21 protein-coding genes and 1 pseudogene are annotated in these 25188 nt (G+C 71.2%); 8 read left to right on the top strand and 14 right to left on the bottom strand.

All coding sequences use genetic code 11. The features are described from left to right. Nucleotides 1-2 precede the first annotated feature (2 nt). Nucleotides 3-3149, top strand: coding sequence for an efflux RND transporter permease subunit (locus R3E98_20015; GenBank protein MEZ4425691.1), 3147 nt, complete (start codon nt 3-5; stop codon nt 3147-3149). Between the two features lie 115 nt (nt 3150-3264). Beyond that, nucleotides 3265-4017, top strand: coding sequence for a TVP38/TMEM64 family protein (locus tag R3E98_20020; GenBank protein ID MEZ4425692.1), 753 nt, complete (start codon nt 3265-3267; stop codon nt 4015-4017). Between the two features lie 66 nt (nt 4018-4083). Here the strand turns inward: R3E98_20020 and R3E98_20025 are convergent, their stop codons facing one another. The 9 genes from R3E98_20025 to R3E98_20065 all read right to left on the bottom strand — a co-directional run bounded on the left by R3E98_20025 (nt 4084) and on the right by R3E98_20065 (nt 15596). Continuing rightward, nucleotides 4084-5385 (bottom strand): MmgE/PrpD family protein, encoded by a 1302-nt coding sequence (locus R3E98_20025; GenBank protein ID MEZ4425693.1) that lies wholly within the window; start codon nt 5383-5385, stop codon nt 4084-4086. Beyond that, nucleotides 5382-6254 (bottom strand): MaoC family dehydratase N-terminal domain-containing protein, encoded by an 873-nt coding sequence (locus tag R3E98_20030; GenBank protein MEZ4425694.1) that lies wholly within the window; start codon nt 6252-6254, stop codon nt 5382-5384. The genes R3E98_20025 and R3E98_20030 overlap by 4 nt, the downstream gene beginning before the upstream one ends. A gap of 10 nt (nt 6255-6264) precedes the next feature. Next, nucleotides 6265-7143: a CoA ester lyase gene (locus tag R3E98_20035; GenBank protein MEZ4425695.1), complete on the bottom strand. Its 879-nt coding sequence runs from the start codon at nt 7141-7143 to the stop codon at nt 6265-6267. Between the two features lie 11 nt (nt 7144-7154). Next, on the bottom strand, nt 7155-8294 hold the full coding sequence (locus R3E98_20040) for an acyl-CoA dehydrogenase family protein (GenBank protein MEZ4425696.1): 1140 nt from the start codon (nt 8292-8294) through the stop codon (nt 7155-7157). Between the two features lie 228 nt (nt 8295-8522). Further along, nucleotides 8523-11204 (bottom strand): PAS domain S-box protein, encoded by a 2682-nt coding sequence (locus tag R3E98_20045; protein ID MEZ4425697.1) that lies wholly within the window; start codon nt 11202-11204, stop codon nt 8523-8525. Between the two features lie 255 nt (nt 11205-11459). Beyond that, nucleotides 11460-12308, bottom strand: coding sequence for a hypothetical protein (locus R3E98_20050; GenBank protein ID MEZ4425698.1), 849 nt, complete (start codon nt 12306-12308; stop codon nt 11460-11462). A 254-nt stretch (nt 12309-12562) separates the two neighbouring features. Continuing rightward, nucleotides 12563-13774: an ATP-binding protein gene (locus R3E98_20055; protein ID MEZ4425699.1), complete on the bottom strand. Its 1212-nt coding sequence runs from the start codon at nt 13772-13774 to the stop codon at nt 12563-12565. Then, complete coding sequence (locus R3E98_20060) at nt 13771-15189, bottom strand: ATPase domain-containing protein (protein MEZ4425700.1); 1419 nt, start codon at nt 15187-15189, stop codon at nt 13771-13773. Before R3E98_20060 ends, R3E98_20055 begins: the two co-directional genes overlap by 4 nt. Then, nucleotides 15186-15596 (bottom strand): response regulator, encoded by a 411-nt coding sequence (locus R3E98_20065; protein ID MEZ4425701.1) that lies wholly within the window; start codon nt 15594-15596, stop codon nt 15186-15188. Before R3E98_20065 ends, R3E98_20060 begins: the two co-directional genes overlap by 4 nt. A 167-nt stretch (nt 15597-15763) precedes the next feature. Between R3E98_20065 and R3E98_20070 the strand changes: the two are divergent. Continuing rightward, nucleotides 15764-16851 (top strand): annotated as a pseudogene (locus R3E98_20070) (ATP-dependent DNA ligase). Here the strand turns inward: R3E98_20070 and ligD are convergent. The 3 genes from ligD to R3E98_20085 form a co-directional block, all read right to left on the bottom strand. Continuing rightward, complete coding sequence (ligD, locus tag R3E98_20075; protein ID MEZ4425702.1) at nt 16806-18086, bottom strand: non-homologous end-joining DNA ligase; 1281 nt, start codon at nt 18084-18086, stop codon at nt 16806-16808. The pseudogene R3E98_20070 and the gene ligD sit on opposite strands and share 46 nt — an antisense overlap. A gap of 17 nt (nt 18087-18103) precedes the next feature. Further along, nucleotides 18104-18325: a DUF2945 domain-containing protein gene (locus tag R3E98_20080; GenBank protein ID MEZ4425703.1), complete on the bottom strand. Its 222-nt coding sequence runs from the start codon at nt 18323-18325 to the stop codon at nt 18104-18106. Between the two features lie 70 nt (nt 18326-18395). Continuing rightward, the gene (locus R3E98_20085; GenBank protein ID MEZ4425704.1) at nt 18396-19304 is read right to left on the bottom strand and encodes a hypothetical protein; all 909 of its coding nucleotides are present in this window, start codon (nt 19302-19304) and stop codon (nt 18396-18398) included. 479 nt (nt 19305-19783) lie between these two features. On the opposite strand from R3E98_20085, the gene R3E98_20090 reads away from it, so the two are divergent. The 4 genes from R3E98_20090 to R3E98_20105 all read left to right on the top strand — a co-directional run bounded on the left by R3E98_20090 (nt 19784) and on the right by R3E98_20105 (nt 22816). Further along, the gene (locus R3E98_20090; GenBank protein MEZ4425705.1) at nt 19784-20278 is read left to right on the top strand and encodes a hypothetical protein; all 495 of its coding nucleotides are present in this window, start codon (nt 19784-19786) and stop codon (nt 20276-20278) included. 86 nt (nt 20279-20364) lie between these two features. Next, nucleotides 20365-20787, top strand: coding sequence for a phage holin family protein (locus tag R3E98_20095; GenBank protein ID MEZ4425706.1), 423 nt, complete (start codon nt 20365-20367; stop codon nt 20785-20787). Then, on the top strand, nt 20780-21838 hold the full coding sequence (locus tag R3E98_20100; GenBank protein ID MEZ4425707.1) for a DUF3618 domain-containing protein: 1059 nt from the start codon (nt 20780-20782) through the stop codon (nt 21836-21838). The genes R3E98_20095 and R3E98_20100 overlap by 8 nt, the downstream gene beginning before the upstream one ends. Before the next feature lie 72 nt (nt 21839-21910). Continuing rightward, on the top strand, nt 21911-22816 hold the full coding sequence (locus tag R3E98_20105) for a YihY/virulence factor BrkB family protein (protein MEZ4425708.1): 906 nt from the start codon (nt 21911-21913) through the stop codon (nt 22814-22816). Here R3E98_20105 and R3E98_20110 read toward each other — a convergent pair. Beyond that, nucleotides 22792-23007: a hypothetical protein gene (locus R3E98_20110; GenBank protein ID MEZ4425709.1), complete on the bottom strand. Its 216-nt coding sequence runs from the start codon at nt 23005-23007 to the stop codon at nt 22792-22794. The two genes, R3E98_20105 and R3E98_20110, sit on opposite strands and share 25 nt — an antisense overlap. A gap of 116 nt (nt 23008-23123) precedes the next feature. Between R3E98_20110 and R3E98_20115 the strand changes: the two genes are divergently transcribed. Next, complete coding sequence (locus R3E98_20115) at nt 23124-23495, top strand: hypothetical protein (GenBank protein ID MEZ4425710.1); 372 nt, start codon at nt 23124-23126, stop codon at nt 23493-23495. Between the two features lie 81 nt (nt 23496-23576). On the opposite strand, the gene R3E98_20120 is transcribed toward R3E98_20115, so the two are convergent. Further along, nucleotides 23577-24755, bottom strand: a complete 1179-nt coding sequence (locus R3E98_20120; protein MEZ4425711.1) for an aminotransferase class I/II-fold pyridoxal phosphate-dependent enzyme — start codon at nt 24753-24755, stop codon at nt 23577-23579. Nucleotides 24756-25188: the final 433 nt, after the last annotated feature.

Consider the following 25188-nt stretch of genomic DNA (forward strand, 5'->3'; position numbering starts at 1 on the left):
GCGTGTTCATCTCCGACTTCGCCATCCGCAAGCCCATCGCCACCATCACGGTCATGATCGCCCTGGTGGTCTTCGGGCTCTACGCGCTCATGGTGCTCGACGTGGACGAGTTCCCCGAGATCACCAATCCCATCGTGTTCGTAGCCGTGCCCTACCCGGGCGCCTCTCCCGAACAGGTGGAGCGGGACGTCGTCGATCCGATGGAGGAGTCCTTCAATGCCCTGAGCGGGATCGACCAGATCACGTCGACGTCGATGGACGGCTTCGCCCAGATCGTGGTGCAGTTCGTCTTCAGCAAGGACGTGGATCAGGCTTCCCAGGACGTGCGGGATGCGATCTCCAGCATCCAGGGCGACCTGCCGGCCGAGATGGAGGAGCCGGTCATCCAACGGTTCGACCCGAACCAGCTGCCCATCGTCTCGCTGACGCTGTCCGCGCCGGACCGCAGTCCGGCCGAGCTCACCCGCATCGCCGACCCCACCGTGACGCGCGAGCTTCGGGGAATCGAGGGCGTGGCCCAGGTCACCGTGCAGGGTGAGGTGGAGCGCGAGCTGACGGTCCAGCTGCGGCCGGCGGAGCTGCAGGCAGCGGGGATCGGCGTCCAGCAGGTCGTGCAGGCGCTCCAGGCCCAGAACCTCTCCGCGCCGGTCGGCCGGGTGAACGCGGATCTGGAGGAGCGCACCATCCGACTTCGGGGTCGGCTGGAGAGCCCGCAGGACTTCCTGCGCATCGCCGTAGGTCAACGCGACGGACAGTTGATCCGGCTGGGACAGGTCGCCGACGTGGAGGACGGGACCGCGGAAGCGCGGTCCCTGGCGTTCTACAACGGCCGGCCGGCGGTGGGGCTGGACGTCACGAAGTCGCGCGAGTACAGCACGGCCAGCGTGGCAGACGCCGTCAAGGAGCGCGTGGACGCCCTACGCGAGCAGCTCCCGGACGACGTCCAGCTGGACGTCGTCCGCGATGCCGGTGACCGGGTGGAGAACTCGGTGCGCAACGTCCAGGAGACGCTCTTCGAGGGGGCGGTGCTCACCGTCCTCGTGATCTTCCTGTTCCTCAACTCCTGGCGCAGCACCGTCATCACCGGCCTGGCCCTGCCCGTGTCGGTGCTGGCCTCCTTCATCGCCGTGTGGGCCTTCGGGTTCACACTCAACACGATGTCCCTGCTGGGGCTGTCCCTGGCCATCGGGATCCTGATCGACGATGCCATCGTGGTGCGCGAGAACATCGTCCGGCACATCGAGATGGGGAAGGACCACTACACCGCCGCCCGGGAGGGGACCGACGAGATCGGGCTGGCCGTGGCCGCCACGACCTTCTCCATCGTGGCCGTGTTCGTGCCCGTCGCGTTCATGGAAGGGGTCGCCGGCCAGTGGTTCAAGCCGCTGGCGCTCACGATCGCCTGCGCGGTGCTGGTGTCGCTGTTCGTCTCGTTCTCGCTGGACCCGATGCTGTCCGCCTACTGGCCGGATCCCCAACTCGAATCCGACGAGCACCACCACCGCGTCACGCGCTGGCTGGCGCGCTTCAACGACTGGTTCGATCGTCAGGCCGAGCGCTACGAGGGCATCATCGCCTGGGCGCTCGACCACCGCTGGACGGTGATCGGCATCGCAGTCCTCTCCTTCGCCGGTGCGATCGGATTGCAGATGGTTCTCGGCGGCGGCGGCTTCGTGCCGCAGAGCGACCGCTCGGAGTTGAACATCGCGGTGGAGGTACCGCCGGGCTCCAGCATCGAATACACGCGGATCAAGACGCTGGAGGTGTCCCGGATCGCCCGCAGCCATCCCCAGGTCGCATACACCTACACGACCGTGGGGAGCGCGACGGGCTCGGGCGCGGTGGACGAAGCGACCGTCTACGTGCGTCTCGTGCCGCGCGGAGACCGCGACGTGTCGCAGCAGGCGCTGGGCGAAGACGTCCGCACGGAGATCCGGCGCATCGCCGGAGCGAATGCCTACGTCTACTCGGGCGGCTTCGGCGGCAACGAGAAGCAGATCCAGATCCAGCTGCGTTCGGAGGAGGGTGCCGGCCTCGAGCGGGCGGCGGAGCAGGTGCGCGAGGCCGTGCGGGGAGTGCCGGACGCCGTGGACGTGGGTCTTTCCACACGAGGGCAGAAGCCGGAGCTGGACATCGAGATCGAGCGGGCGCTCGCGTCCACGCTGGGTCTGTCCCCGGGGCAGATCGCCCAGGCGCTCCGGCCCGCCTTCGCAGGCATCGATGCCGGTGACTGGGTCGATCCCACCGGGGAGACGCGCGAGGTCCGCGTCCGCCTGGATCCCTCCGCGCGCCGCAACGCGACGGACCTCGCACAGCTGCCGTTGGTGCTCCCCGAGGGAAGCACGGTGCCGCTCGGGCAGGTGGCCCGGATCGAGCAGAGCCTGGGGCCCGCGCAGGTCCAGCGGTTGAACCGGGACCGCGTCATCACGGTCGGCGCGAACGTCGACGGTCGCTCGCTCTCCGAGGTGTCCGCCGACATCGACGAGCGCCTGGATGCGCTCGAGCTTCCGCCGGGCGTCAGCGTCACGCAGGGCGGCGAGGTGGAGCAGCAGGGTGAGGTCTTCACGAGCATCTTCGCCGCGCTGGGGCTGGCGATCCTCCTGATGTACCTGATCCTGGTGGTGCAGTTCGGGTCCTTCCTCGATCCCCTGGCCATCCTGGTGTCGCTGCCGCTCTCGCTGATCGGGGTTGTGCTCGCACTCATCATCACCGGCGACACGCTCAACATCATGAGCATGATCGGCGTCATCCTGCTCATGGGGATCGTGGCCAAGAACGCCATCCTCCTCATCGACTTCTGCAAGTGGGGTCGGGAACGGGGCCAGCCGCTCCGGGAGGCGATGATCGAAGCCGGCCGGGTCCGGCTCCGACCCATCATGATGACCACGGTCTCCCTGATCGCGGGGATGACGCCGGTCGCCCTGGGCTTCGGGGAGGGCGGGGACTTCCGGGCGCCGCTCGGGCGCGCCGTCATCGGCGGCGTGATCACCTCCACGCTGCTCACCCTGCTGGTGATCCCCACCGTCTACGAGATCCTGGACGACGCGCGCTCCTGGGTGATGGCGCGCCTCCCCGTGGGGGGGGACACCCCGCCCGAGGAGCGCGAGCGGGAGCCCGAGCCCGAGCAGGAGCCGGCCCCGGTGGCGTGACCTCGCCGTCTGGCGCGGAGCCACGTGCGACGTCGAACCGGCGGCGGCAGAACCGCCTTGCCCGGCGCGGGAGCGCGAGCAGCCATACCGGTCAGCCCCTGGCCCGGAGAGAGGGATGGAGCCCAAGGCCGCATCCGATGCGCCCGATGAACGGAGTGCCAGCCGCTGGACCTGGCTCCTGCCCCTGCTCGTGCTCGGTGGGCTCGCGGTGCTGTACGCCGTCTGGGGTCCCTTCCAGTCGTTCGTGGACGGGGCCTACGGCGCTCTCGCCAGCGGGGAGCGCGCGCGCATCGAGCGTTGGACCCAGGGCTTCGGCGCCTGGGGCGTGGCGGCGGTCGTCGCGCTCATGCTGTTCCAGACCCTGGTGCCGTTCCTCCCCTCCCTGGCTCCGATGGTGGTCGCGGTGCTGGTCTACGGGCCGGTCCAGGGAGGACTGCTGGCCTGGGGCGGGATGCTGCTGGCGGCTGCCTTCGGCTACGGCATCGGCAGGGGTGTGGGTCCCGCGACCGTGGATCGATTGCTGGGCAGCGCCGCCGAGCGGAAGGTCACGCGCTTCGTGCGCCGCTACGGGTGGTGGAGCGTGATCGCGGCCCGGATCTCTCCGGCCTTCTCCACCGACGCGGTCAGCATCGTCGCCGGTCTGGCCCGCATGCGTTTCCTGCGCTTCCTGCTGGCGACCGGCCTCGGCACGCTGCCTCTCGTGATCCTGGTGGCCTGGCTCGGCGCGGACGTGGATCGCCTGGGCACCGGTCTGATCGTCGTGTCCGCGCTCAGCCTCGCCGCGCTGGCGATCTGGGTCGTGTACGATCGTCGACGGCGTGCCCGCGGCGAGGAGGAGCCGCGCGCGGGCGCGTCGGCCGTCGGGTGAGGGTCGCGGGCGACCCGCTCGGCGAGACGTTGCTTCGGGCGAGCGTGTCCGGGCGCCGGCCCCGTCTCACCGGAGCGCGAACGACGGCCCGGTCCTCAGCGCGCGCGACGCCGTGCACAGCGTCTCCGCCGCCTCCTCGCTCCATCCGCCGTACCGGAAGAGGCCGCGGACCTTGTCGTCGAGCGCCGCGTCGTCCAGCGGAGCCTCCGGGTCGCCGCGGGCCGCGTCACAGCGCTCCACCCAGGTGCGGCCCGCGCCGTCCACGACCTCCACGACGGCGCCCCAACGCGCAGGGTACGCGGCCTCCAGCCCGGGATCCTCGTCCACTCCCGCGACGGCCATGGCGGCCCGCACGGTGGGATCCTCCAGCGCGCTGCCCTCGAAGGAGGACAGCCCGGGACTGCCGCGCAACAGCGCGCTCGCCACGCAGAACTGCATGCTGAACTTGGCGGCGTACGTCGTGGTGGGAGCCGGCGCGTCGGTGACGTCCCGACCGGCTCCATAGGTGGAGATCCGCAGCGAGCGCAAGGAGCCGGACAGGGTGCCCGCTGCCTCGAGCCGCGGTCGTAGCATCAGCGCCGCGTCGATCGCGGGGTGCGTGTGTCGGCAACACGGGTACGGCTTGAGCGAGGTCTCGGGTAGCTTCCAACCGGAAGCCGGGCGCAGGATCGCCTCGGGATCGGCGTCCGGGCAGAGCGCCCGGAAGAAGCCGCGCTCGCCTTCGAGGATGCAGTCGGGTCCCGTGAAGCCCTGATGGGCCAACCGCGCGGCTCGTGCACCCGCGCTCGCCGCGTGACCGGCGTGCAGGTGCTTGGACATGGTGGCGTCCTCGTTGAACTGCCACAGGCCGGCCGCCTGCGTGCCGGCGTTGCCGAAGGCCCAGACCCAGGCGTCTTCATCCAGGTCCAGCAACGTGGCCGCAGCCGCAGCGCTGCCGAACACGCCTGCCGTGGCCGTGTTGTGGAAGAGCCGGTAGTGCGCAGGCCCCAGCGCTTCACCCACGCGCAGCATGGCTTCGTATCCGGCCAGCACGGCGTGCAGGACGCGCGCGCCCGACACCTGCAGGGCATGTCCCAACACGAGAGCCGTGGGCACCACGACGCACCCCGGGTGCGTCACGGATCCCCTGTGCAGGTCGTCCGTCTCGGTGATGTGGGAGAGCGCGGCCGCGACGAACAGCCGCTCGTCCAGTGCGTCCTCCCCCGCGGCATGGGCGCGCAGCGCCCGCCCGGGAGGCGTCGTGCCGCCCGCGGCCCAGCACCCGAGCCAATCACGCACGTAGCGTTCGGCGCGGTCGAGATCGTCCGGGTGCGCCGTGCGTGTGCGGATCCCGCGGGCGAGGCGGCGGCTGAGCGAGGGTGCCGTCATGAGGGCTGCTCGTCTCGCGTGTCGGAGGTGACGAGCGCCTGCGCCCGCATCGCGGGCCCGCGCGCCGTTGCGGCGACCAGGGTCCTTTCGTGCTGCGTGGAAGGCTCCGCGCCGATCACGACCTCCTCGCCGCAGAAGACCGGAGCCAGCCCGCGGTACGCGAAGCGGACCACACGCCCCGGGCGCGCCTCCCGGTCCGCTGCTCCCAGCAGCAGCAGCGCGAGCAGCGGTCCGTGCACCACGAGATCCGGGTAGCCCTCCACCGATGTGGTGTACGGGTGGTCGTAGTGGATCCGATGTCCGTTGTAGGTGAGCGCCGAGAACCGGAACAGCGTCACGGCGTCGGTGGGGAACCGTTGCAGCACGCGCAGATCCGACAGGTCGGCGTCCCCCGCGCCCGCGGCGGCCGGTCCCAGCGGTGCCGGTTGCCGGTACACGAGATCCTGCTCTTCGCGCACCGCCAGCGTGCCGTCGACCCGCACCTCGTGCGTCACGGTGACGAACACCAGCGGGCCGCTGCGTCCGTCCTTCTCCTCGATCGCGGTGATGGTGGAGTGCCGTGCGGCTTCGACGCCCAGCGGTATCGGGTGCAGGAACTCCAGACGTCCACCCGCCCACATGCGACGGGGCAGAGGGACCGGGGGAAGGAACGCGCCCCTGCGCTCGTGCCCGTCGGCTCCGAGCTCCGACGTGCGGGTGGGGCTGTGGAAGTAGAGCCAGTGCCAGCCGGGACGCAGGAGGGTGCCGGTGGAGATCGCGGCCGGATCGAGGTCCAGGAGCGCGGCGAAGGCCTGCGCGGGAAAGGGGTGCAGGCGCTCGACCACCTGTCGCGTGCGGCCGACCCATGCCTGGAGGTCCGGAGCGGTCATGGACGCCCTGCTACGGGGTGGACGGGTGAGCGATCGCGCGCGCGAGCACCTGGCGCGCCGCGCGCACGAGCGGAGCATCGATCATGCGGCCTTCGAGGGCGAACACGCCTTCGGGGGCGCCGTCCGCGGCCTCCACGACGCGCCGGGCCCACGCCTCCTGCTCGGGGGTCGGCGCGAACGCGCGGGCCAGCACGGGCACCTGCACGGGGTGGATCGCGAGCTTGCCCACGAACCCGAGCGCGCGTGCACGGCGGCTCTCCGCCTCCAGGCCCTCGGGGTCGTCGATCGCGAGGAACGGGGTGTCCAGGGCGCCGACCCCCGCCAGGGCCGCTGCGTGCACGAGCCGGGAGCGCGCGTAGAGCAACGTGTCCCACCCGGGCTCGGCGCCGAGCTCGGCACAGAGGTCGAAGCCGCCCAGGGCCAGCGCCGCCACCCGGGGGGTGGCAGTGGCGACGGCCTCCACCCTGTGCAGCCCCCGCGCCGTCTCGATCAACGGGATCAAGGCCGGCGCCGTCGGGCCGGCGCTCGCTTCGAGATGGGCCGCGAGCGCGCGCAGCGCTGCCGGGTCGTCCGTCTTGGGAATCAGGAGCGCGTCGGGCCACGCGCCTGCAGTCGCCAGCGCCTCGAGGTCGAGCCGTCCGGCTTCGCTCTCCAACGCGCTGATGCGCACCGTGGTCTCGGAACCCGTGCCGTCCGGCTGCTGCTGCCCTCTTTGTCGCAGGAACGCCTGCACCCGCGCCCGCGCGTCGTCCTTGGCCGCCGGCGCGACGGCGTCTTCGAGGTCGAGGCAGACCGCGTCCGCTGCGGTCGCGAAGGCCTTGGAGAACCGGTCGGGCCGGTCTCCGGGCACGAACAGGATCATGCGGCGCGCGCGCAGACGGGGATCCACGGGCCGACGGCTCAGAACGACCGGGGCATGCCGAGCACGTGTTGGCCGACGTAGCTCAGCACGAGGTTGTTGGAGACCGGCGCGACCAGGTACAGGCGGGCCTCCCGGAACTTGCGTGCGATGCCGTACTCCTCGGCCAGACCGTAGCCCCCGAAGGCGTCCATGGCCGCGTTGGCGGCCTCCCAGGCCGCCTCGGACGCCACCAGCTTGCACATGTTGGCCTCGGCGCCACAGGGCCGACCCGCATCGTACAGCGCCACCGCCTCATCGCGCAGCGCCGCCGCGGCGCGGGCCCGGACGTACGCCGCGGCGATGGGGAACTGCACGCCCTGGTTCTGACCGATCGGTCGCCCGAAGACCTCGCGCTCGTTGACGTAGCGTGTGGCCCGATCGGTGAAGTAGAGCGCGTCTCCGATGGACTCGGACGCCAGCAGCAGGCGTTCCGCGTTCATGCCGCTGAGGATGTAGGAGAAGCCCTCGCCTTCCTCGCCCACCAGGCTGTCGGCGGGGATCTCCACGTCGTCGAAGAAGACCTCGTTGGTCTCGTGGTTGATCATGGTGTCCACCGGACGCACCCGCAGCCGCTCGTCCAGGGTGCGCAGGTCCACCAGGAAGACGCTCAAGCCCTGGGTCTTCTTCGACACCTGTTCCAACGGCGTCGTACGTGCCAGGAGCACCATCAGGTCGGAGTGCTGCACGCGGGAGATGAAGATCTTCTTCCCGCGTACGACGTAGCGATCCCCCGAACGGGTGGCGGTGGTGCGGATCCGGGTGGTGTCCGAGCCCGCGTCGGGCTCGGTGACCGCGAAGGCCTGCAGCCGCAGCTCCCCCCGGGCGATCCCGGGGAGCCAACGCTCCTTCTGGGCGTCGGACCCATGCCGCAGCACCGTGCCCATCGTGTACATCTGCGCGTGGCAGGCCGCGGCGTTGGCGCCGGACCGGTTGATCTCCTCCAGGATGGCCGCCGCCTCGCGCATTCCCAGACCTCCGCCGCCGTAGGCCTCGGGGATCAGGCAGGACAGGAAGCCGGCGTCGGTCAGCTCGCGCACGAAGGCTTCGGGATAGGTGCGGCTGCCATCCAACTCCTGCCAATAGGCGTCGGGATACCGGCGGCAGAGGCTGCGCACGGCCTCGCGGAGTTCAGCGTCCATCCAGGGTGTCGTGACGGAGGAGGGGCCGGTCCGGGATGTCCAGCCGCGCGGGAGAGGATGAGCCGCAGGGCGGCGTCAGGCAACGGCTTCCCGACCTCGGGTCCGTTGCCCTGGAGCGTGGGTCCCGTCTTCGGAGGGGCTGCCGCTCCGGTGGAACCTGCTCCATCCACACGGCAAAGGGCAGCTGCTCGGCGCTGCCGCGCACCACGGGGAGGCCCCGCGCCGATGTCAAGCAGGTCGGGTCAGGATCTGCGCCGCCCGCGCCGCGTCGATGGGTTTGGTCAGGTGCAGATCGAAGCCAGCCCCCAGTGCACGCGCGCGGTCGTCCTCGGTGCCCCACCCGGTGATGGCGACAAGCAGCAGGCCGTCGTGCTGCTGCGCGCGCAGACGACGGGCCACCTCGTGACCATCCATGTCGGGCATGCCGATGTCGCAGAATACGGCGTCGGGCTCCAACGCCTGGGCGCTGGTCAGCGCGCTCGCTCCGCTGAACGCGAGGTGCGTCTCGTGGCCCAACAGCGTCAACACCCGGGCGAGCGTCTCGGCCGCATCGCGGTTGTCGTCCACGACCAGGATACGCCGCCGCGCGGGGGAAGGCGCGTGGCGGATCTCCTCACCGGCAGGGACCGCCCGCTCCCGGCTGCGTTGCGGAGCCAGCGGCAGGTGGACCGTGAAGGCGCTGCCCCGGTCGCGACCGGCGCTCTCGACCTCCACGCGACCGCCGTGCAGGTCGACCAGCTTGCGCACGAGTGCCAGGCCGATCCCGAGCCCACCCTGGCCCGCGTCGTCCCGGCCGTGCACCTGTGTGAACATGTCGAACACCTCGGCCAACCGATCCGGGGGGATCCCGCGTCCGGTGTCCGCGACCCGGACGGCGACGGTCGCCTCGTCCTGGGTCAGCGAGACGTCGATGCGGCCTCCGGAGTCGGTGTACTTGGCGGCATTGGTCAGGAGGTTTCCGAAGACCTGCGCGAGACGTGTCGAATCCGCCTCGATCCACACCGGCTGGGAAGAGAGGTGCAGCGTGAGCGCGTGCCCCCGGCGCTCGATGAGCGGTCGACTGAGCTCGACGGCCGCCTGGATGGCCTCGCGCAGATCGAGCCGCGATGTGCGCAACTCCATGTGACCCTTGGAGACCCGGGCCACGTCCAGCAGATCGTCGATCAGACGGACCAGCGTCGTCAGCTGCCGTTCCATCACTTCGCGGGTCCGGCGGCTCCGCTCGCTTTCGTCCGCCTCCAGGCGCAGGATCTCCAGACAGCTCTGCAATGGGGCCAGCGGATTGCGGAGCTCGTGCGCCAGCGTCGCGAGGAACAGATCCTTGCGCTCGTCCTGCTCCAGCAAGCGCTCCTCCGCGAACTTGCGCTCGGTGATGTCGGCGCTGACGCCGATATGGCCCAGGTAGTGGCCGACAGCGTCGAAGCGCGGTCGACCCCAGGACTCGAGCCAGCGCCATTCGCCGTCCGAACGCCGCACGCGTACGCGTCCCCGGAAAGGACGTCGCTCCCGCACAGCGGCAGCGAATGCCGTGGCGTACGCGAGGGTGTCCGGGTCGTCCGGGTGCATGAGTGACATCCAACGGTCCGCCTTCATCTCATCCCGCTGCACGCCGAAGTAGCGGCAGAAGGTGTTGTTGACGAAGATCTGCTCGCCATCCTCCCCCTGCGCCCACACGAGCAGTGGCAAGCGGTCGGTCATCTCCCGGAACCGCTCCTCGCTTTCCCGCAGCCGCTCCTCAGCCCGCTTCCGGTCCGTGATGTCCATGGTGATGCCGGTCATCTCGGCGGGGACTCCCGCAGGCCCGCTCACCACGTTTCCCCGGGCCAGGATCCAGCGTGGCGGTCCGTCGGTCGGTCTCAGCCGGTACTCGGCCTGGTATTCACGTCCCGTACGTATGGCCTCCGCCACGGCCCGCTCTTGCGCGTCCCGATCCTCGGGGTGGATGCGCGCGCGCACATGTTCGTACGTGTCGAAGGGCTCGCCTGGGGGCACGGCAAAGTTGACGCGGCAGCGCTCGGAGCAGTCCATGCGTCCGGTCTCCAGGTCGACGGTCCACTCCCCCACGCCCGCCGCGTCCAGCACGAAGGCCAACCGCTGTTCGTGACGGCGCAGACGCTCCTGTGTCTCCAGGAGCTCGGTCACGTCGGCGAGGACGTTGATGGCGCCGTTGAGCTTCCCGGACTCGTCGCGGACTGGCTGAACGCTCGCGAGCGCCGTGGCCCGTTCACCGTCCTCGCGCTCGACCACGACCTCCTGGCTGCGGCATCCGGGCCCACCCCGCACCGCCTCGGCCATGGGCGTCTCGTGGTGGGGCAGGGGTGTCCCGTCGGGCCGGAAGAGGCGGAACGAGCCAAAGAAGCGCTCCGCCGCCTCACCGGTCTGCGGTCGCCGCCCCCACAGGTCGGCGGCCATCTCGTTGAAGAACGTGATCCGGCCGTCGGCGTCGCAGACGTACATCCCTGCGGGCAGGATGTCGAGCAGGAGCCTCCAGCGCCGCTCGGCCTCCTCGAGCGCGCCGCTGAGGCCCACCTCGCGCCGCAAGGAGCGCCACAGCGCTTCGGCCATCACGCTGGTCAGGATGCCGATCAACACCAGGAGCCCGATGCGGATCTGGTCGGCGGGCGCCGTGAGCGTGAGTGCGCCCACCGGGTCCAGGAAGAGCAGCGTGGCGAGGAAGGCGGAGAGCGCGGTCGCCACCAGGCCCGGTCCGAGTCCGCCCCACCACCCCGAGAGGAAGATCGCGAACATGAACAGCAGGACGGGCGCCTCGCTGCCCAGCATCGGTGCCAGGACCAGGCGGAGCAGGGCGAATGCCAACACCGCGCCCACGGCCACGCCGTAGCGGCTGACGAGGCCGCGAGGGCCGCGCCGAGCCGGGGCTCGTGTCGGCAGCAGCGAGCTGAGCTCCATCCGTTCCTCGGGCGCAACGGGGGTGAGGGGACCGAATCGGTCCCACGCCACGGGGTGCGCGGCTCTGCGATGCGTGCCGCGAGATGGCCAGCGTCGGCGGACGGGCAGCGGTCACACGGGGAGGGATTCACCGGAGAGCCGGGGGCGCAAGTTAGCCAGCCGAGGGCGTAGTCGCCAGCGTAGCTCCGCCGCCGCGAACCCCGACGAGGGAGCGCCACGCGTCCGTGGCGCTCCCCACCCCGTGCGGGGTACGCGCTACGACACCAGGAACGGCATCGCCATTCCGTGCGCCAGGTGCGCGGCCCCATCGTGCTCGTCCGGCACGAAGCACAGCGCCACCCACTGGCCGGGCGTCAGCTCCACGTCGAAGCGCGCCTCCTGTCCGGGCTCGATGCCGGGCACGCCGCCTTCGGCCGTCATGGGAGCCGCACCCTCGTAGGTCCGGGCCCAGGTGACCATGTCCTCCATGGTCTTGCCCGGCAGCAGCTTGAAGAGCGCGATCTCGTGGGCCTGCGGGCCGGAGTTGATCACGCGGACGGTGTGGCGTCCGGCCGTCGGCTCCTGCGAGAACGAGAAGCCATAGTCGACGAGCGTCACCGTCAGGTCACTGTCGGGCGCCGGCGCGCTGGGTCGACCCGAATCCACGACCGTCAGCGCCGCGATCATGCCCCTCATGACGTGCGGCACCCGGTCGGGCGTGTCCACGAAGCAGACCACCGCGTAGCGCCCGGGCTCGAGCATGAGCGTGGTGGCGGCTTCCTTCCCGGGCTCGGGCGGATTGACCCCCCCGGCCTCGATCAGCCACGACGGCGGCGGCGTGCCCGGCTGCATCCGGGCGAGCGCGGCCTGGAAGTCCTCCACGGTCATCCCGTCCTCCAGCTTGATGAGCTGCAGGTGATGCCAGGTCCGACCTTCGTTCGCCAGCACCAGACGCGTCATCCCGGCGGACACGGTGTCCGGACCCTCGAAGGCGTGGTCGTGCGCGACGAAGCGGACCTCGGTGGAGGCGGCCGGCGGCGCCTCTGCCGTCGGCGCGGGGGGCTCGCCCCCGGAGCAGGCGGCCAGAGCGAACAGCAGCGGCGGGGCACTGCGGACGGATCGCATCGTGTACCTCGATATGGGAAGGACTCCGTAGACGGCCCGCTCACTGCGGGCCGTCCGGAGTCTCGTTGCATGGATCAACGCGGTGACGGCGGTTCCCGGCAATCCGCCGAACGGCGGGAGGACATCCCGATCGGAAGTCCGGTCCGCTCGTCGGCAGCCGGGGCCCGGCATCCGCGATGGCGGCAGTACGAGCCTGGAAGGGAGGAGGTGTCAGGCGCGCGGAAGGACGGGCGGGAGCGCCTGGGGGACCTGCGTCAGTGTCGGGTCTGCGGCCGCGGCCGACCGGGTACGGGCAGCACCAGCCGGAAGATCGTTCCCTTGCCCACGACGCTCTCGACCGTGAGCGCGCCCTCCATCTTGCGGGTCAGGTCGCGCGCGATCGCCAGTCCCAAGCCGAGCCCGTTCCGCCCGCGGGGAGCGGGTCCGTCGTGACGGACGAAGGGGTCGAACAAGGAGTCCAGCCGCTCGGGAGGGATGCCCGGCCCGCGGTCGCGCACCGCGACTTCGGCACGGGGGTCTGCGGGATCCGCCCGCTGCGACCAGGCCACCGTGACCTCGCTGTCGTCGGGCCCGTACTTCACGGCGTTGTCCAGGAGGTTGATCAGCACCTGGCGCAGCCGGTCGCCGTCGCCCAGCACGCAGAGCCCTTCAGGGCCCTCGAGGCGGAAGCGGATCCCGGCCTCGCGCGCGGAGGGCTCGACGATCTCCAGCGCGTGCTGCACGGCCTCCCGTACCTCCACCGGCTCGGAGCGCAGGGTGGCCTCGCCCCCCGTCAGACGCGCCATCTCCACCATGCCCGTGACGACGGAGGTCAGGTGATCGGTGACCGAGCGGATCCGCTGTAGCGCATCCACCTGCCGCGGATTGAGCGGCCCCAGGAAGCGCCCCGTGAGCAGATCCAGGTAGGCCTGGATGGCCGCCAGCGGGGAACGCAGGTCGTGCCCGAGCATCTTGATGGCCTCGTCGCGCTCCTCCTGGTCGCGCGCCAGCTCGCCGATGCGAGCTTCCAGGGCCGCGCGGGCGGCCTCGTCCCGAAGGCTCTGGACCGCCAGGGCCGCCTGGTCCGCGAGCGCCGACAGCACCTGCTCCTCGTACGTCGAAGGGGGTTGGCGGGTCTCGCGCCGAACCGCCAGGAGTCCCACCACCGAATGGGCCACGACCAGTGGCACTCCCAGGAAGGGCGCTGCGATACCGTCGCCCAACAACTCCTCGAGGCGCGACGCCAGGCGCTCGTCCAGGGGCTCCGCGAACTGGGAGCCGTCGACGTGGTCCATGCCGTGGACGGCGTGGATCCGCAGCAGCCCCTGCTCGTCCGTGAGCAGCACCAGCGCGCGTCGGGCATTCAGCAGCTCACAGGCGGAGGAAGCCGCCAGGTCCAGCACGTCCTGCGTGGACCGGGCGTAGGTCAACTCGCGGCTGATGCGGGTGAGCCGGCTCCTCGTGGTGCGGCCCTCGTCGTCGGTCATGCGTCCTCCCACGGGGGCCCGACGCGGGCACCGCGGGCGTCGAGGTGGAACTCGTGTGGGCGCAGATCGTGGGCGATCCCCCTGGCCTTGCGGATCCGGATGAGGCGCCGGGTGGGATCCGTGGGGGCGATGCCCAGCTCGAACAGCACGTCGACCATCGAGGGGAAGAGCACGCCCGCGGTCGGGCTGGAACCCGGGGCATCCCGCGGCGAGGTCTCCGCGGTCATGAAGGCCGTGACCCCGGAGGTGCCGAACCGCTGACCGAGCGCGTACAGGTAGTCGTGGAGCCGCTGCGCATCGCCGGCGGCGCGCTGCAGATCGGTGAGCGAATCGATGGCCACGCGCCGGATCCCTTCCCGCGCGATGGTCTCGAACAGGGTCGCCAGGAGCGTGTCGATGCGGAGCTCCACCGGCGAGACGTACTGGAAGTGGAGGCCGCGCCGGCGGAGGTCCTCCACGTCCAGGCCGGCGCGGGCGATCGTGCGTCGGACCTGCACGGGATGCTCCTGGAAGTGCAGGAACAGCCCCGGCTCGTCGGCCTGCACGCCGGCCGTGAGGAACCCCAGGGACAGCATGGTCTTCCCCGCGCCCGTCGCGCCGCTCACCAACGCGGTGCTGCCGCGCCAGAGCCCGTGATCCAGGAGCGCATCCAGGCCGGTGATCCCCGAGGCGAAGCGCTCGGCGTCGGGCAGGGCGTCGGGGCGGACGGGCGAGACCAGACGGGGATAGACGTCGATCCCCGCCCGCGAGATCGCGAAGGCGTGGAAGCCTTCGGCGTAGGCGCTGCCGCGCAGCTTGAGGACGCGCAGGAAGCGCTCGTCCCGCTTGGCCGTGCTGCGCCGGGCCAGCTCCACGATCGCATCCGCGACGGCGAACTCCGGGAGCTCGGGGATGGCGCGCTCGTCGTATTCGCCCACGAGGAAGGTCGTCGTGTCGTAGGCGGACACGATTCCGGCCAGCTCCGACACCAGGCGCCGGGCCACGGCCGGGCTGTCGATCAGGTCGTGGATGGCCTTGAACGAGTCGATGATGATGACGGCCGGCCCGATCTCCCGGATGGCGGCGCGCACCCGGTCCACGACCGCGCTCGGCCCGAACTCGGCGATCTCCGCGCCCAGATCCTCGTAGACGACGCGGTCGAGCAACCGTTGCGGATCGTAGTAGTCGAACCCCTGCAGGTAGGTGATGACCTTGGGCAGGGGCTCGGACAGGGTGGTGAGGTAGAGGAGCGGGCGGCCTTCCCGGGCGTTGTGGAAGACCAGTTGCTGGGCCAGCACGGTCTTGCCGGTCCCTGGATGCCCCATCAACACGTTGATGGAGTTCCGCGGGAAGCCCCCTCCCAGGATGTCGTCCAGGTGGGGGATCCCGGTGCCCAGTCGCTGCTCCGACGGGAAGGCGGTTCGCTGCCCTGTCACGGGTGGGCCTCCTGCTCGAGGGTCAGCAGACGCGCGACGGTCGTGACCAGCGCATCCTCTTCCAGGGGCTTGTGCAGGAACGCGTCCGCTCCGGCCTCCTGCGCGCGTTCGGATACCGCCAGGATGCTGAAGACCAGCACCTTGGTCTCCGGACGCGCCGCCTTCACCCGACGGCACAGGTGCAACCCGTCCAGGCGCGGGACCAGCACTTCGGTGATGAGGATGTCCGGCTGCAGCCGCTCCAGGAGGGCTTCCGCCTGCTCCCCGTCCTCCGCGAGCTGCACGTCGAAGCCGGCGCGCTCGAGGAAGAACGCCTCCAGCTCCCGCACGTGCGGGTCACGCTCGACGACCAGGATGATCGCCCCGGGGCGGCGCTCTGCCGAGGCGTCTGGACCGGGACCCTGCATGATCAACACCTTTCGACGATCGTTCGCGGGGGCCGGGAAGAATATGCAGCGCGTTCATGTCCCGAAAGACAGCGGACACGCACGCCCGCGGAGGTCCGGGGTATTTGTCCGGGAGGCCCCGGATCGGTAGCGTGCATGATCCCTGCTCCCGCCTCCGACCGGTCTCCATGGGCATCCAGCCAGGCTTCGCGCTCGACCCGCCCATCGCCCCGATGTTGGCGAAGCTGTCGGACGCGGTCCCCGAGGGCGGGTTCCTGTACGAGCCCAAGTGGGATGGGTTCCGGGCCCTGGTGTTCCGGGGAGCGGGCGACGCGCTCCACCTCCAGAGCCGCGACCAGAAGCCGCTCGACCGCTACTTCCCGGAGCTGCACGCGGCCCTGCTGGAGCGGCTTCCGCCCGGCTGCGTGCTCGACGGGGAGATCGTCATCGCGCGGGGGGACCGCCTGGACTTCGAAGCGCTCCAGATGCGGCTGCACCCGGCAGCCTCGCGGGTCGAGAAGCTGGCCGGCGAGACCCCGTCCTCGTTCGTGGCGTTCGACGTGTTGGCGGTGGACGGCGCGTCGCTGCTCGAACGGCCGCAAGAGGAGCGCCGCGCCGTCCTGGAGACGCTGCTGGCGGACGCCCGCCCTCCGCTGCACCTGACGCCGGTCACGCGCGACCGGGCCGAGGCTCAGCGCTGGCTGGAGGCCAGTTCGAGGGGGCGGGGCTGGACGGCGTGATCGCCAAGCCCGCGGCCGATCCCTACCAGCCCGGCGCCCGCTCGATGATCAAGATCAAGCACGTGCGCACGGCCGACTGTGTGGTGGCCGGGTTCCGCTGGTACAAGACCGGCACCGAGGCCGTGGGATCGCTGCTGCTCGGTCTCTACGACGGGGAAGGGCGGCTGCAGCACGTGGGGGTGACATCCTCGTTCAAGATGACGGTGCGCCGCGCGCTCGTGGGGGAGCTGGCTCCGCTGCGCGAGGACGCGCTCGTCGACCACCCGTGGCGGGAGTGGGCCAGCGCCGATCACCGGATGCCCGGCGGTCAGAGCCGGTGGAGCGCAGGCAAGGACCTGTCGTGGGAGCCGCTCCGCATCGAGCGGGTGTGCGAGGTCAAGTACGATCACATGCAGGGCACCCGCTTCCGCCACGCAGCCATCTTCCAGCGCTGGCGCCCGGACAAGCCTCCGGAGGCGTGTGGATTCGACCAGCTCGACGTCACGCCGTCCTACGAGCTCTCGAGGATCTTCTCGTCGGGGTCCAGCGGTTCCTGAGCGGGCCGTAGCCCGTCCGGCACGTGCTGCAGGTTGACCCGGATGCGCGTCCACGTGGAGTAGCGGCCCCGCATGGCGTCGATCAACACGTCCGCGGGCTGCAGGTGCGGCACGACCTCCGGATGACGGGCCTTCCAGCGCTCGAATCCCTCCAGCGCGTCCTCCTTGCGGCGCGCGCGTCCGATCTCGATCAGGGGATGTCGGGAGGCGCGGCGCGCTTTCGACGGCTGCACCCGCCGCGGCTCTCCGCTGCGCTTGCGGTAGTGGGGAGGCCAGGGCGCGTCGCCCAGCCCCTCCCGCTCGTGGCGGTCGGACAGCTCCAGGAGCGCGTCGAGGTTGTCGGCTTGTGCGTCGATCTGCGCGTGGCGGTCCCCCACCTGCGTGAAGCGCGCGGGCATCGTGGCCAGCGTGAAGTCCGCCGGATCGCACGTCTCCAGCTCCTCCCAGGTGACCGGCGCCGACACCCGCGCGTCCGGCCGTGGCCGTACCGAGTAGGCGGCGGCGACCGTGCGATCCTTGGCGTTCTGGTTGTAGTCGACGAAGACGCCCTGGCGCTCCTCCTTCCACCAGGCGCTGGTAGCCAGCGTCGGTGCCCTGCGCTCCACGTCGCGCGCGAGCGCCAGCGCAGCGCGGCGCACCTGGTCGAAGCTCCAGCGGCGCGCGATGCGGACGTTGATGTGGACGCCGCGCGAGCCGGAGGTCTTGGGCCAGCCCGTCAGGCCCAGGTCCGCGAGCGCCTCCCGCGTGATCTGCGCCACCTGTCGCACCTGCGCCCACTCCACGCCGCGCACGGGATCGAGGTCGACGCGCAGCTCGTCGGGATGCTCCAGGTCCTCCGCGCGCACCGGATGGGGGTGGAGCTCCAGGCAGGCCAGGTTGGCCATCCAGGCCAGGGTGGCCGCGTGGCGGGGCACCACCTCGTCCGCGCTCCGGCCAGACGGGAAGCGCAGGGAGACCACCTCCACCCAGTCCGGGCGCGCCTTGGGCGCCCGCTTCTGGTAGAAGTGGTCCGCGTCGATGCCGTTGGGATAGCGGACCAGCATGTTCGGGCGGCCACCCGCGGCGCGCAACGCGCCGTCCGCCACGGCCAGGTAGTACCGGACCAGGTCCAGCTTGGTGTGGCCGGCCTGGGGGAAGAGCACCTTGTCCGGGTTCGTGATCACGACGTCGTGACCGTCCACATGGAGGTGTTCCGACCCCTCCGCTGCTCGCTTCTCCGTCTTGCGCTGCGCCATTCCCGACGTGACCCGCCTCAGACGGGCTCCACCTCGCTGGCGAGCTTCAGGACGTTGTGGGAGCCCTCTTCGTCGTTGACGATGTAGAGGGCCGGGTCCTCCTCGCTGCCGTGGCGGGTGATCTCGCTCCCGCCGAGGGTCCGGTGCACCGTCCTCGTGAACACCGACTGGACGCGTCCATGCCCGTATCCCGTCCCCCATTTCCAGCGGACGGCGTCCCCTTCCGAGATCGAGCTCATGTGGCCTCCGGCTCCGGGTTCGAGGGGGACCTGCCGTCCTACCCCCGTTCCCCGCGGAGGATCGGCGCTGCTACTTCACCTTCACGTGTCCGTGCATCACCACCATGAAGGTGCAGAAGTCGGTGTAGCCGCCCCGGTCTGCCGTGCGCGGATCCGTGATCAGGTGCCCGCTGTTGTCCCGATCGGTGGCGGGCGTCCCTCCGGGCTTGTGGGTCCAGTAGCCGTTGCGGCCCTTGCGATACCAGTGGAAGTCCCAGCCCGGGCCCACGACGAGCGCCACCAGGTGGCCCTCCTTGGGGCAGCGGTTGTTCGCCTTTGCGGCGAGGAGCAAGGCGTCCGCGATCGCGCCCGCCCGCACTTCGGCACAGGTGATGGCCCCATACATCGCGCCGGCGGCCAATCCCGGCTGCGCGTAGGTGTCGCTGCGGTAGTTGGTGCCGTAGTTGTAGCAGTTGTTGCTCCACTGCACGGTACCCGCGTCGTTCCACCAGGCCGGCTCCCACAGCGGCGCGCATCGGCACACCTGCCGGAGGGGCCAGCGGATGCGGCCGAAGTCGAAGTTGGAGAGCACCCAGCGGAAGCGCTCGCTCTCCTCCGCGGCGCGGTCACTGAACTCCGGACCGAAGCCGGTCAGCCGTAGCGGCCCGGTCGGGCTGAGGATCTGATCCTCGAGCCCGGGATCCCGGACCGGACGCGCGTCCTCTTCCGTGTAGAGCCATCCGGCGGCCACGCGTGCGCGCGCCGGTAGGCCGGAGGGACGCCTCCGCCCTGGCTCGCGCACGTGCTCGATGAGCAGGCCCCGATAGCCGAGCGTGGAAGGAGGCAGGCGCGGTGGGCGGGCGCTCCCCCGAGTCCCTGCGTCGCGTCCCGCGCGCGGCGCGGCCAGCCTCTCCAGAAGATCCCGTTCCTCGTCTCCGGCCAGGGTCACGACGGGATTGGGTCGACCGCTGAAGATGTCCACCGTGATGCGCAACGCCATGAGGCCTCCGGGGCGTGCTCCGGACCCGGCGCTTCCGCGTCCGCGGAAGGCGGCGTCCGATGCGTCCGCACGGAAGCTGAAGCGGAAATCGACCGAGCGGGCGGACAACCGCCGGCCTCCGGAGATGCGCCGGTGATTGTTTCGGTGCCGCGCGCGTTGCACGGGCCCGGCTGCACGAGCCGGGCTCTGCACCGTGGATCCTGACGTAGAGGGCGGTATGACGCGGTCCTATGGACCGGGGGCGGGCGCCCACCGTGCGCGCGCCGCGCGCATCGGGTGGCGCGGTGCATGCACCACAAGACCGCTCTGTCGTGTGTTTTCTGAACGGAGGAGGATCGATGGCGGAGCGGATCAGCAGCCCGACCGCCGGCGGTTCGATGGGCCCGGACGCGACAGCGACGGGCGGGCATTCCCCCGGTGCCGACGAACCTGCCAAGGGCAATCAAGCGCGCCCCGAGGGCGCGAACGACGATACGACGATGCATTCCCAGGGGCGCCGTGCCGCACGCGAGGTGCGGGAGCGCGCAGGTGCCGGGATCGACCGGGGCATGGATGCGACCGCGACCCGGATCGAGGCCGTCGTGGCCGCGATGCACTCGGCCGCGGATCGGCTGGAGGACGAGGGCGAGCGCTGGTTCGCCCGTTATGCGCGGCGCGCCGCAGGACAGGTGGAGCGGGTGCGCGGATACCTGGAAGAGGAGGACGCCAGCACGCTGCTGTCGGACCTCGAGAACGCTGCGCGGGAGAATCCGGGCACGTTCCTGGGCACCACGTTCGCTTCGGGTGTCGCGGTGGGGCGCTTCCTGCGCTCCTCCGAGCCGCGTCACGACGGGGCGGAGCGCCGCACCCACGCGTCGCCGGCACCGCGGCCCGCAGCGGCGGTGACGCCCGCCACGGAGCCTGGCACGCCGCCGCTCCCGGGTGGGTCACCGTCCACGTTCGACACTCCGACGCACCAGCGCGGGAGGCTCTGATGGCGAATCCGACGATGACCGCACGCGGGACGACGGAGGTTCCTCCCTCGCCCCGAACGACGCCCGACGCCCGGGCGACGCGACCGGTGCCCGACGATCGCTCGATCGGGGACCTCATCAAGGAACTGGGCGGGGAGAGCTCCCGCCTGGTCCGCGAGGAGGTGCGGCTGGCCAAGGCGGAGATGCGCGAGAAGGTGGACGTCTACGAGCGCAACCTGACCAAGCTCGTGGTCGGTGGCGTGCTGCTCCTCGGGGCGCTGTTCGTCCTGCTGGTGGCGATCAACCGGGCGCTCACGGCCCTCCTGGGGCAGTGGGTGGCGGTGGACGTGGCCATCTGGTTGGCACCGTTGATCCTGGCCGCGCTGTTCGCGCTGGTGGGAGCGGGCATGGTGTCCGGTGCGCGCCGCACCATGAAGCGCGAGGGGATCACGCCGAAACGAACTGTGGAGACGCTCCGTGAGGAGCGGGATTGGGCCCAACAGCAGGCCCGGGAGGTGCGAAATGGCTGACGGCTACGACGACCGCAGCGCGGACCAGATCCGACGCGACATCGAAGGCACGCGCGCCGACATGCACGAGACGGTGGAGGCGCTGGAGCGCAAGCTCAGCGTCGGTCAGCTCGTGGACGAGGTGTGGGGGCGCATGGGGGGAGGCCGTTCGGCGGTCGCCGCCGCCGGCGCCACCGTACGCGATCACCCCGTGCCGCTCGCGTTGATGGGGCTGGGGATCGCCTGGCTCACCGTCGAACGCCTCACGGGCGGGAACAGCGGCAACCACCACGCCGTAGGCCCCGGCACCTGGGAGCGTGCGGAAGGACGGGTGGGTCCCTACCGCGGAGACGCCGTCTCGCACGACCACGACGACAATGATCCGTCGGCGCTGGAGCGCGCCAAGGACAAGGCGGGTGCCGCGCTGGATTCCGCGCGCTCGGCGTGGGAAGAGACGCGCGCCCGCACCCACTCCGCGGCGGACAAGGCGCGGGAGCGATCCGACTCCGCGCTCGAGGGCGCTCGCGACCGGGCGGGTTCGGTGGCGGACGCCGCCCGCGGGGGCGCCGCCCACGTGAAGGCCGGGATCCACTCCGCGGCCGGAGCGGTGGACACGGCCCGCGAGCGTGCAGGCGCCGGCTGGAGCCGGGCGCGCAGCGGTGCCCGGCGGTGGAATCGCGGTCTGAGGAACGCGATGGACGAACAACCCCTCGCCATGGGCGCGGTCGCCTTCGGCCTGGGGCTCGCGAGCGGTCTGTCCGTGCCCACCACGGAGTGGGAGGACCGCACGATGGGGCCGGCCGCCGACGCGGTGAAGGACGAGGCCAAGGTCGCGGCGCGCGAAACGGTGGTGGGTGTCAAGCACGCCGCCGAGGATGCGACCGCGGCGGCCCGGGCGGAGGCCGATCGGCAGCGGCTCGGAGAGCAGATCAAGGATTCGGCGCGCGAGGTGGCCGAAGAGGCCAAGGCGGCGGCCCAGGAGCGGCTGCACGACGAGGGCGTCGACCGCGAGGGCCTCAAAGCACGCGCGCAGGATGCGGCCGAACGCGCCAAGCACGCGTCGCGGGACTGACGGCCCTGCGCCGCCGCGGCACGGTCATGCACCCACGTTGACCGTGCCCGGCGGCGGCATCCGTGGAGTGGCATGCTCGACATCATCAAAGCGTCCTTCAAGGACTTCGCGAACGACGACGCCCCTCGGCTGGCGGCGGCGCTCTCCTATTACACCGTCTTCTCGCTACCACCGCTGCTGATCCTCATCACACTCCTCGCGGGTGCCATCTGGGACCCGCAGGAGGTGCAGGGTCGGCTCGTCCAGCAGTTCGGCGGCGCCATCGGCCCGGAGGGAGCGGAGCAGATCCGCTCCATCCTGCGTGCAGCGGACCGCCCGGGCACGGGCGGCACCTGGACCACGGTCCTCAGCATCGCGGCCCTGCTCTTCGGCGCTACGGGGGCGTTCGGTCAGTTGCAGGCCGCGTTGAACGTGGCGTGGGAGGTCGAGCCCGACCCGGAGCGGGGTGGCGGCCTCGCTCGTCTGGTGGCGAAGCGGCTGCTGTCGTTCGGGATGATCCTCGTGATCGCGTTCTTGCTGCTGGTCTCGCTGGTCCTGAGCACGGTCCTGAACGCGGCCGGAGGAACGCTCGCGGGATGGCTACCGGGCTCCGTGGGCGAGCCGCTGCTCTGGGTGCTGGATCTCGGCCTCTCCCTGGCCGTGATCACGGCGCTCTTCATGGCCATGTACAAGGTGCTGCCTGATGCCACCGTCGCGTGGAGCGACGTGTGGCGGGGCGGACTCGTCACCGCCGCGCTGTTCGTGCTCGGCAAGTTCCTGTTGGGGTTCTACATCGCGCGCAGCGATCCAGGCAGCGCGTTCGGAGCGGCGGGCTCCCTGGCCGTGGTGCTGGTCTGGATCTACTACTCGGCGATGATCTTCTTCCTGGGCGCCGAGTTCACGCAGGTCTACGCAGACCGGCGCGGCCACGGGATCCGGCCGGACGAGGGGGCGGTGCGGACCCGGGCCCCCGCTCAGCGCGGGGCGGAGCGCGGCTGACGCAGCTCGGCCGGTACGAAGTCCCGCACCTGGGCCGCCACGAAGACGCCCCAGGCCGCGAGCGCCAGGGCCAGCAGGAGCAGCGTGGTCTTCAGGTCGAAACGCTTTCCCCGGATCCACTTCAACATCGGCTCATCCCGCGCGCGCGTTCGGATGGCCGCGAAGGGTGCTTCGCGGCGCAGGGCTTCCATGCCTCCGGTCGGAGGCGCGTAGCACACCCCATGCCCGTGCGCTACACTCCGTTCTGTATCGGCGTCCGGTCGGGCCGACCGGCGTCGAGCGAGGATCCCGCTCCGGAGGGCTGTCCATGACCCCGGGTCACCGTTCGCTCCGTCGGGCCCTGGCTGGCGTGCACGCCGGTCTGGCGGTCCTCGCGCTCGGGCTGGGCAACGCGGCCCTGGGAGGGCAGGGCGGGGGCCCCGCGGTCCTGCACCTCGCGCTGGGTGCGCTCCTGGCTGCCACGGCCTACGGGCTCTGGCGGGGAGACACGTTCGTCCGCCGCCTGGCGGTCCTCAATGGTCTGGTCGGCGCGCTGGCCGTGGCCGGCCTGCTGACCGCGGCCTTCCGGACCGGAGGAACGGCGGTCTTCGTCCTGCTCGGGGGCGCGGTGGCGTTCCTGGCGCTGGAGGCCGCGGCCTACGCGCTGCTGTCCCTCCCGTCGGATCCGGAAGGGCGCTGACGCCCTGCGGGCGGGGGGCGCTGCCCGGACGGCGCTCCGGCGCGGCCGACGGGCCGCTCCCCGGGTCCCTCCCGGGAGAGCCTAGCTGCGTCCCGACGTCGCGGTGACCTCGAAGATCTCACGGAACGCGTGGGCGAACCGGTCCATCTCCTCCGGCAATCCCACCGACACGCGCAGGTGCTCGAGCATGGGCGGGAACGGCCGGCCGACCAGGACCTCGCGCTCGCGGAACGCGGCGATGACCGGCCCGACCGGACGCCGCACATCCACCATGAAGAAGTTGGTCTCGGACGGGATCACGTCGAAGCCCAGCGACTCCAGGTCCGCCACCGCCTCCTTGCGGAGCCGGATCGTCTCGCGCCGGACGCGGGCCTCCGCCTCCGTGTCCGCCAGGGCGGCGGCGCCGCCCCACTTCACGAGCGCGTTGATGCTGCCGGTGCTGTAGGGCCGCATGCGTTGCAGCACATCGGGCGCGGCGATCGCGTAGCCGAGGCGCATGCCGGCCATGCCGTAGATCTTGGAGAACGTGCGCGCGATCACCACGTTGCGGCCCTCGAGCACGTAGGGCAGGACGGTCGCGTAGGCCGGGTCCTCGATGAAGTGGTGGTAGGCCTCGTCGATCAGGACCGGAACGTCGTCCGGGATGGCGTCCAGCAGCTGGCGCACCTCACGGTCCGGGACGATGCGACCGGTCGGGTTGTTCGGGTTGCACAGGTAGACGAACCCGACGCGCCGATGATTGCGCACGGTGGCGTCGATGAGCGCCGGGATGTCCTGCCGGTGATCGGAGAGGAGCGGCACCAGCACCGCGTCCGACTTGATGGAGGTGGCGTGGCGGTACACGGAGCCATAGGACGGCTCGGAACCCACCACCAGAAGGCCGCCGTCCAGGAAGGTGCTGCCCACCACGTCGAGGATCTCACCGCTTCCCGCGGCCAACAGGATGTGGTCCGGGTCGACGTCGTGGTGATCGGCGATCGCCTTCTGGATCTGCGCGTCGGGGTAGCCATACCGGTTGGCGTACTTGAACGCGTCGGTCATCGCGTCCAGCATGGCAGGCGAGGGCCCCCAGGGGTTCTCGTTGTTCGCCAGTTTGGCCATGCGGTCGTAGGGGTCGGCCGCGCGTTGCCGCAGCAACTCCGCCTGCCGGGCCGGCGCCAGCCCGGCGAGCGCGATGTCGGGGGCCAGCCCGAGCCCGCCGAGTGCCCCCGCCATCCCTCCCAGGAATCCGCGTCGGGAAACGCCTCGAAGCTCGGCCATGGCTGCTCCTCCGGAAGGTGGGCACGGAGCCGGTGCTGGCTCCTGTGCCAAGCTACGGCGTGGTGGCTGCGGTGGGCAAAGACGGGGGGCCGGTACGAGACGCGGCTGGACGCAGCCGGCGCGGCTGGAGCGGAGGGCGGGCTCGGGAGGACGACGGGCCCGGTCCAACCGGTGGGGTTGGGACTGCGCGAGGGGGGCGCGCTCGGAGGCCGGCCGGCCTCGACAAGGGATGGGGAGCCAAAGAGACTTGGTCCGTGCCTCTCCATCGATGAGGAAGCAGCGTGACCGACAAAGTGCCGCGATGCGCGTAGCCGTGACGGGGAGCCACCGCGTCGGGAAGACGACATTGGCCCAGGCCATCGCGGATGCGCTGGGAGATCACGACTTCGCCGACGAGCCGTATCACGAGCTCGTGGCGGATGGCTACGTCTTC

This window comes from Gemmatimonadota bacterium (assembly GCA_041390125.1).
Classification (GTDB): Bacteria; Gemmatimonadota; Gemmatimonadetes; order Longimicrobiales; family Gaopeijiaceae; genus JAGQIF01.

Bases quoted from the DNA above. Each gene is read 5' to 3' on its own strand.
- R3E98_20020 (MEZ4425692.1), top strand. From the start codon at position 3,265: ATGGAGCCCAAGGCCGCATCCGATGCGCCCGATGAACGGAGTGCCAGC.
- R3E98_20025 (MEZ4425693.1), bottom strand. From the start codon at position 5,385: ATGACGGCACCCTCGCTCAGCCGCCGCCTCGCCCGCGGGATCCGCACA.
- R3E98_20030 (MEZ4425694.1), bottom strand. From the start codon at position 6,254: ATGACCGCTCCGGACCTCCAGGCATGGGTCGGCCGCACGCGACAGGTG.
- R3E98_20040 (MEZ4425696.1), bottom strand. From the start codon at position 8,294: ATGGACGCTGAACTCCGCGAGGCCGTGCGCAGCCTCTGCCGCCGGTAT.
- R3E98_20045 (MEZ4425697.1), bottom strand. From the start codon at position 11,204: ATGGAGCTCAGCTCGCTGCTGCCGACACGAGCCCCGGCTCGGCGCGGC.
- R3E98_20050 (MEZ4425698.1), bottom strand. From the start codon at position 12,308: ATGCGATCCGTCCGCAGTGCCCCGCCGCTGCTGTTCGCTCTGGCCGCC.
- R3E98_20055 (MEZ4425699.1), bottom strand. From the start codon at position 13,774: ATGACCGACGACGAGGGCCGCACCACGAGGAGCCGGCTCACCCGCATC.
- R3E98_20065 (MEZ4425701.1), bottom strand. From the start codon at position 15,596: ATGCAGGGTCCCGGTCCAGACGCCTCGGCAGAGCGCCGCCCCGGGGCG.
- ligD (MEZ4425702.1), bottom strand. From the start codon at position 18,086: ATGGCGCAGCGCAAGACGGAGAAGCGAGCAGCGGAGGGGTCGGAACAC.
- R3E98_20080 (MEZ4425703.1), bottom strand. From the start codon at position 18,325: ATGAGCTCGATCTCGGAAGGGGACGCCGTCCGCTGGAAATGGGGGACG.
- R3E98_20085 (MEZ4425704.1), bottom strand. From the start codon at position 19,304: ATGGCGTTGCGCATCACGGTGGACATCTTCAGCGGTCGACCCAATCCC.
- R3E98_20090 (MEZ4425705.1), top strand. From the start codon at position 19,784: ATGCATTCCCAGGGGCGCCGTGCCGCACGCGAGGTGCGGGAGCGCGCA.
- R3E98_20100 (MEZ4425707.1), top strand. From the start codon at position 20,780: ATGGCTGACGGCTACGACGACCGCAGCGCGGACCAGATCCGACGCGAC.
- R3E98_20105 (MEZ4425708.1), top strand. From the start codon at position 21,911: ATGCTCGACATCATCAAAGCGTCCTTCAAGGACTTCGCGAACGACGAC.
- R3E98_20110 (MEZ4425709.1), bottom strand. From the start codon at position 23,007: ATGGAAGCCCTGCGCCGCGAAGCACCCTTCGCGGCCATCCGAACGCGC.
- R3E98_20115 (MEZ4425710.1), top strand. From the start codon at position 23,124: ATGACCCCGGGTCACCGTTCGCTCCGTCGGGCCCTGGCTGGCGTGCAC.
- R3E98_20120 (MEZ4425711.1), bottom strand. From the start codon at position 24,755: ATGGCCGAGCTTCGAGGCGTTTCCCGACGCGGATTCCTGGGAGGGATG.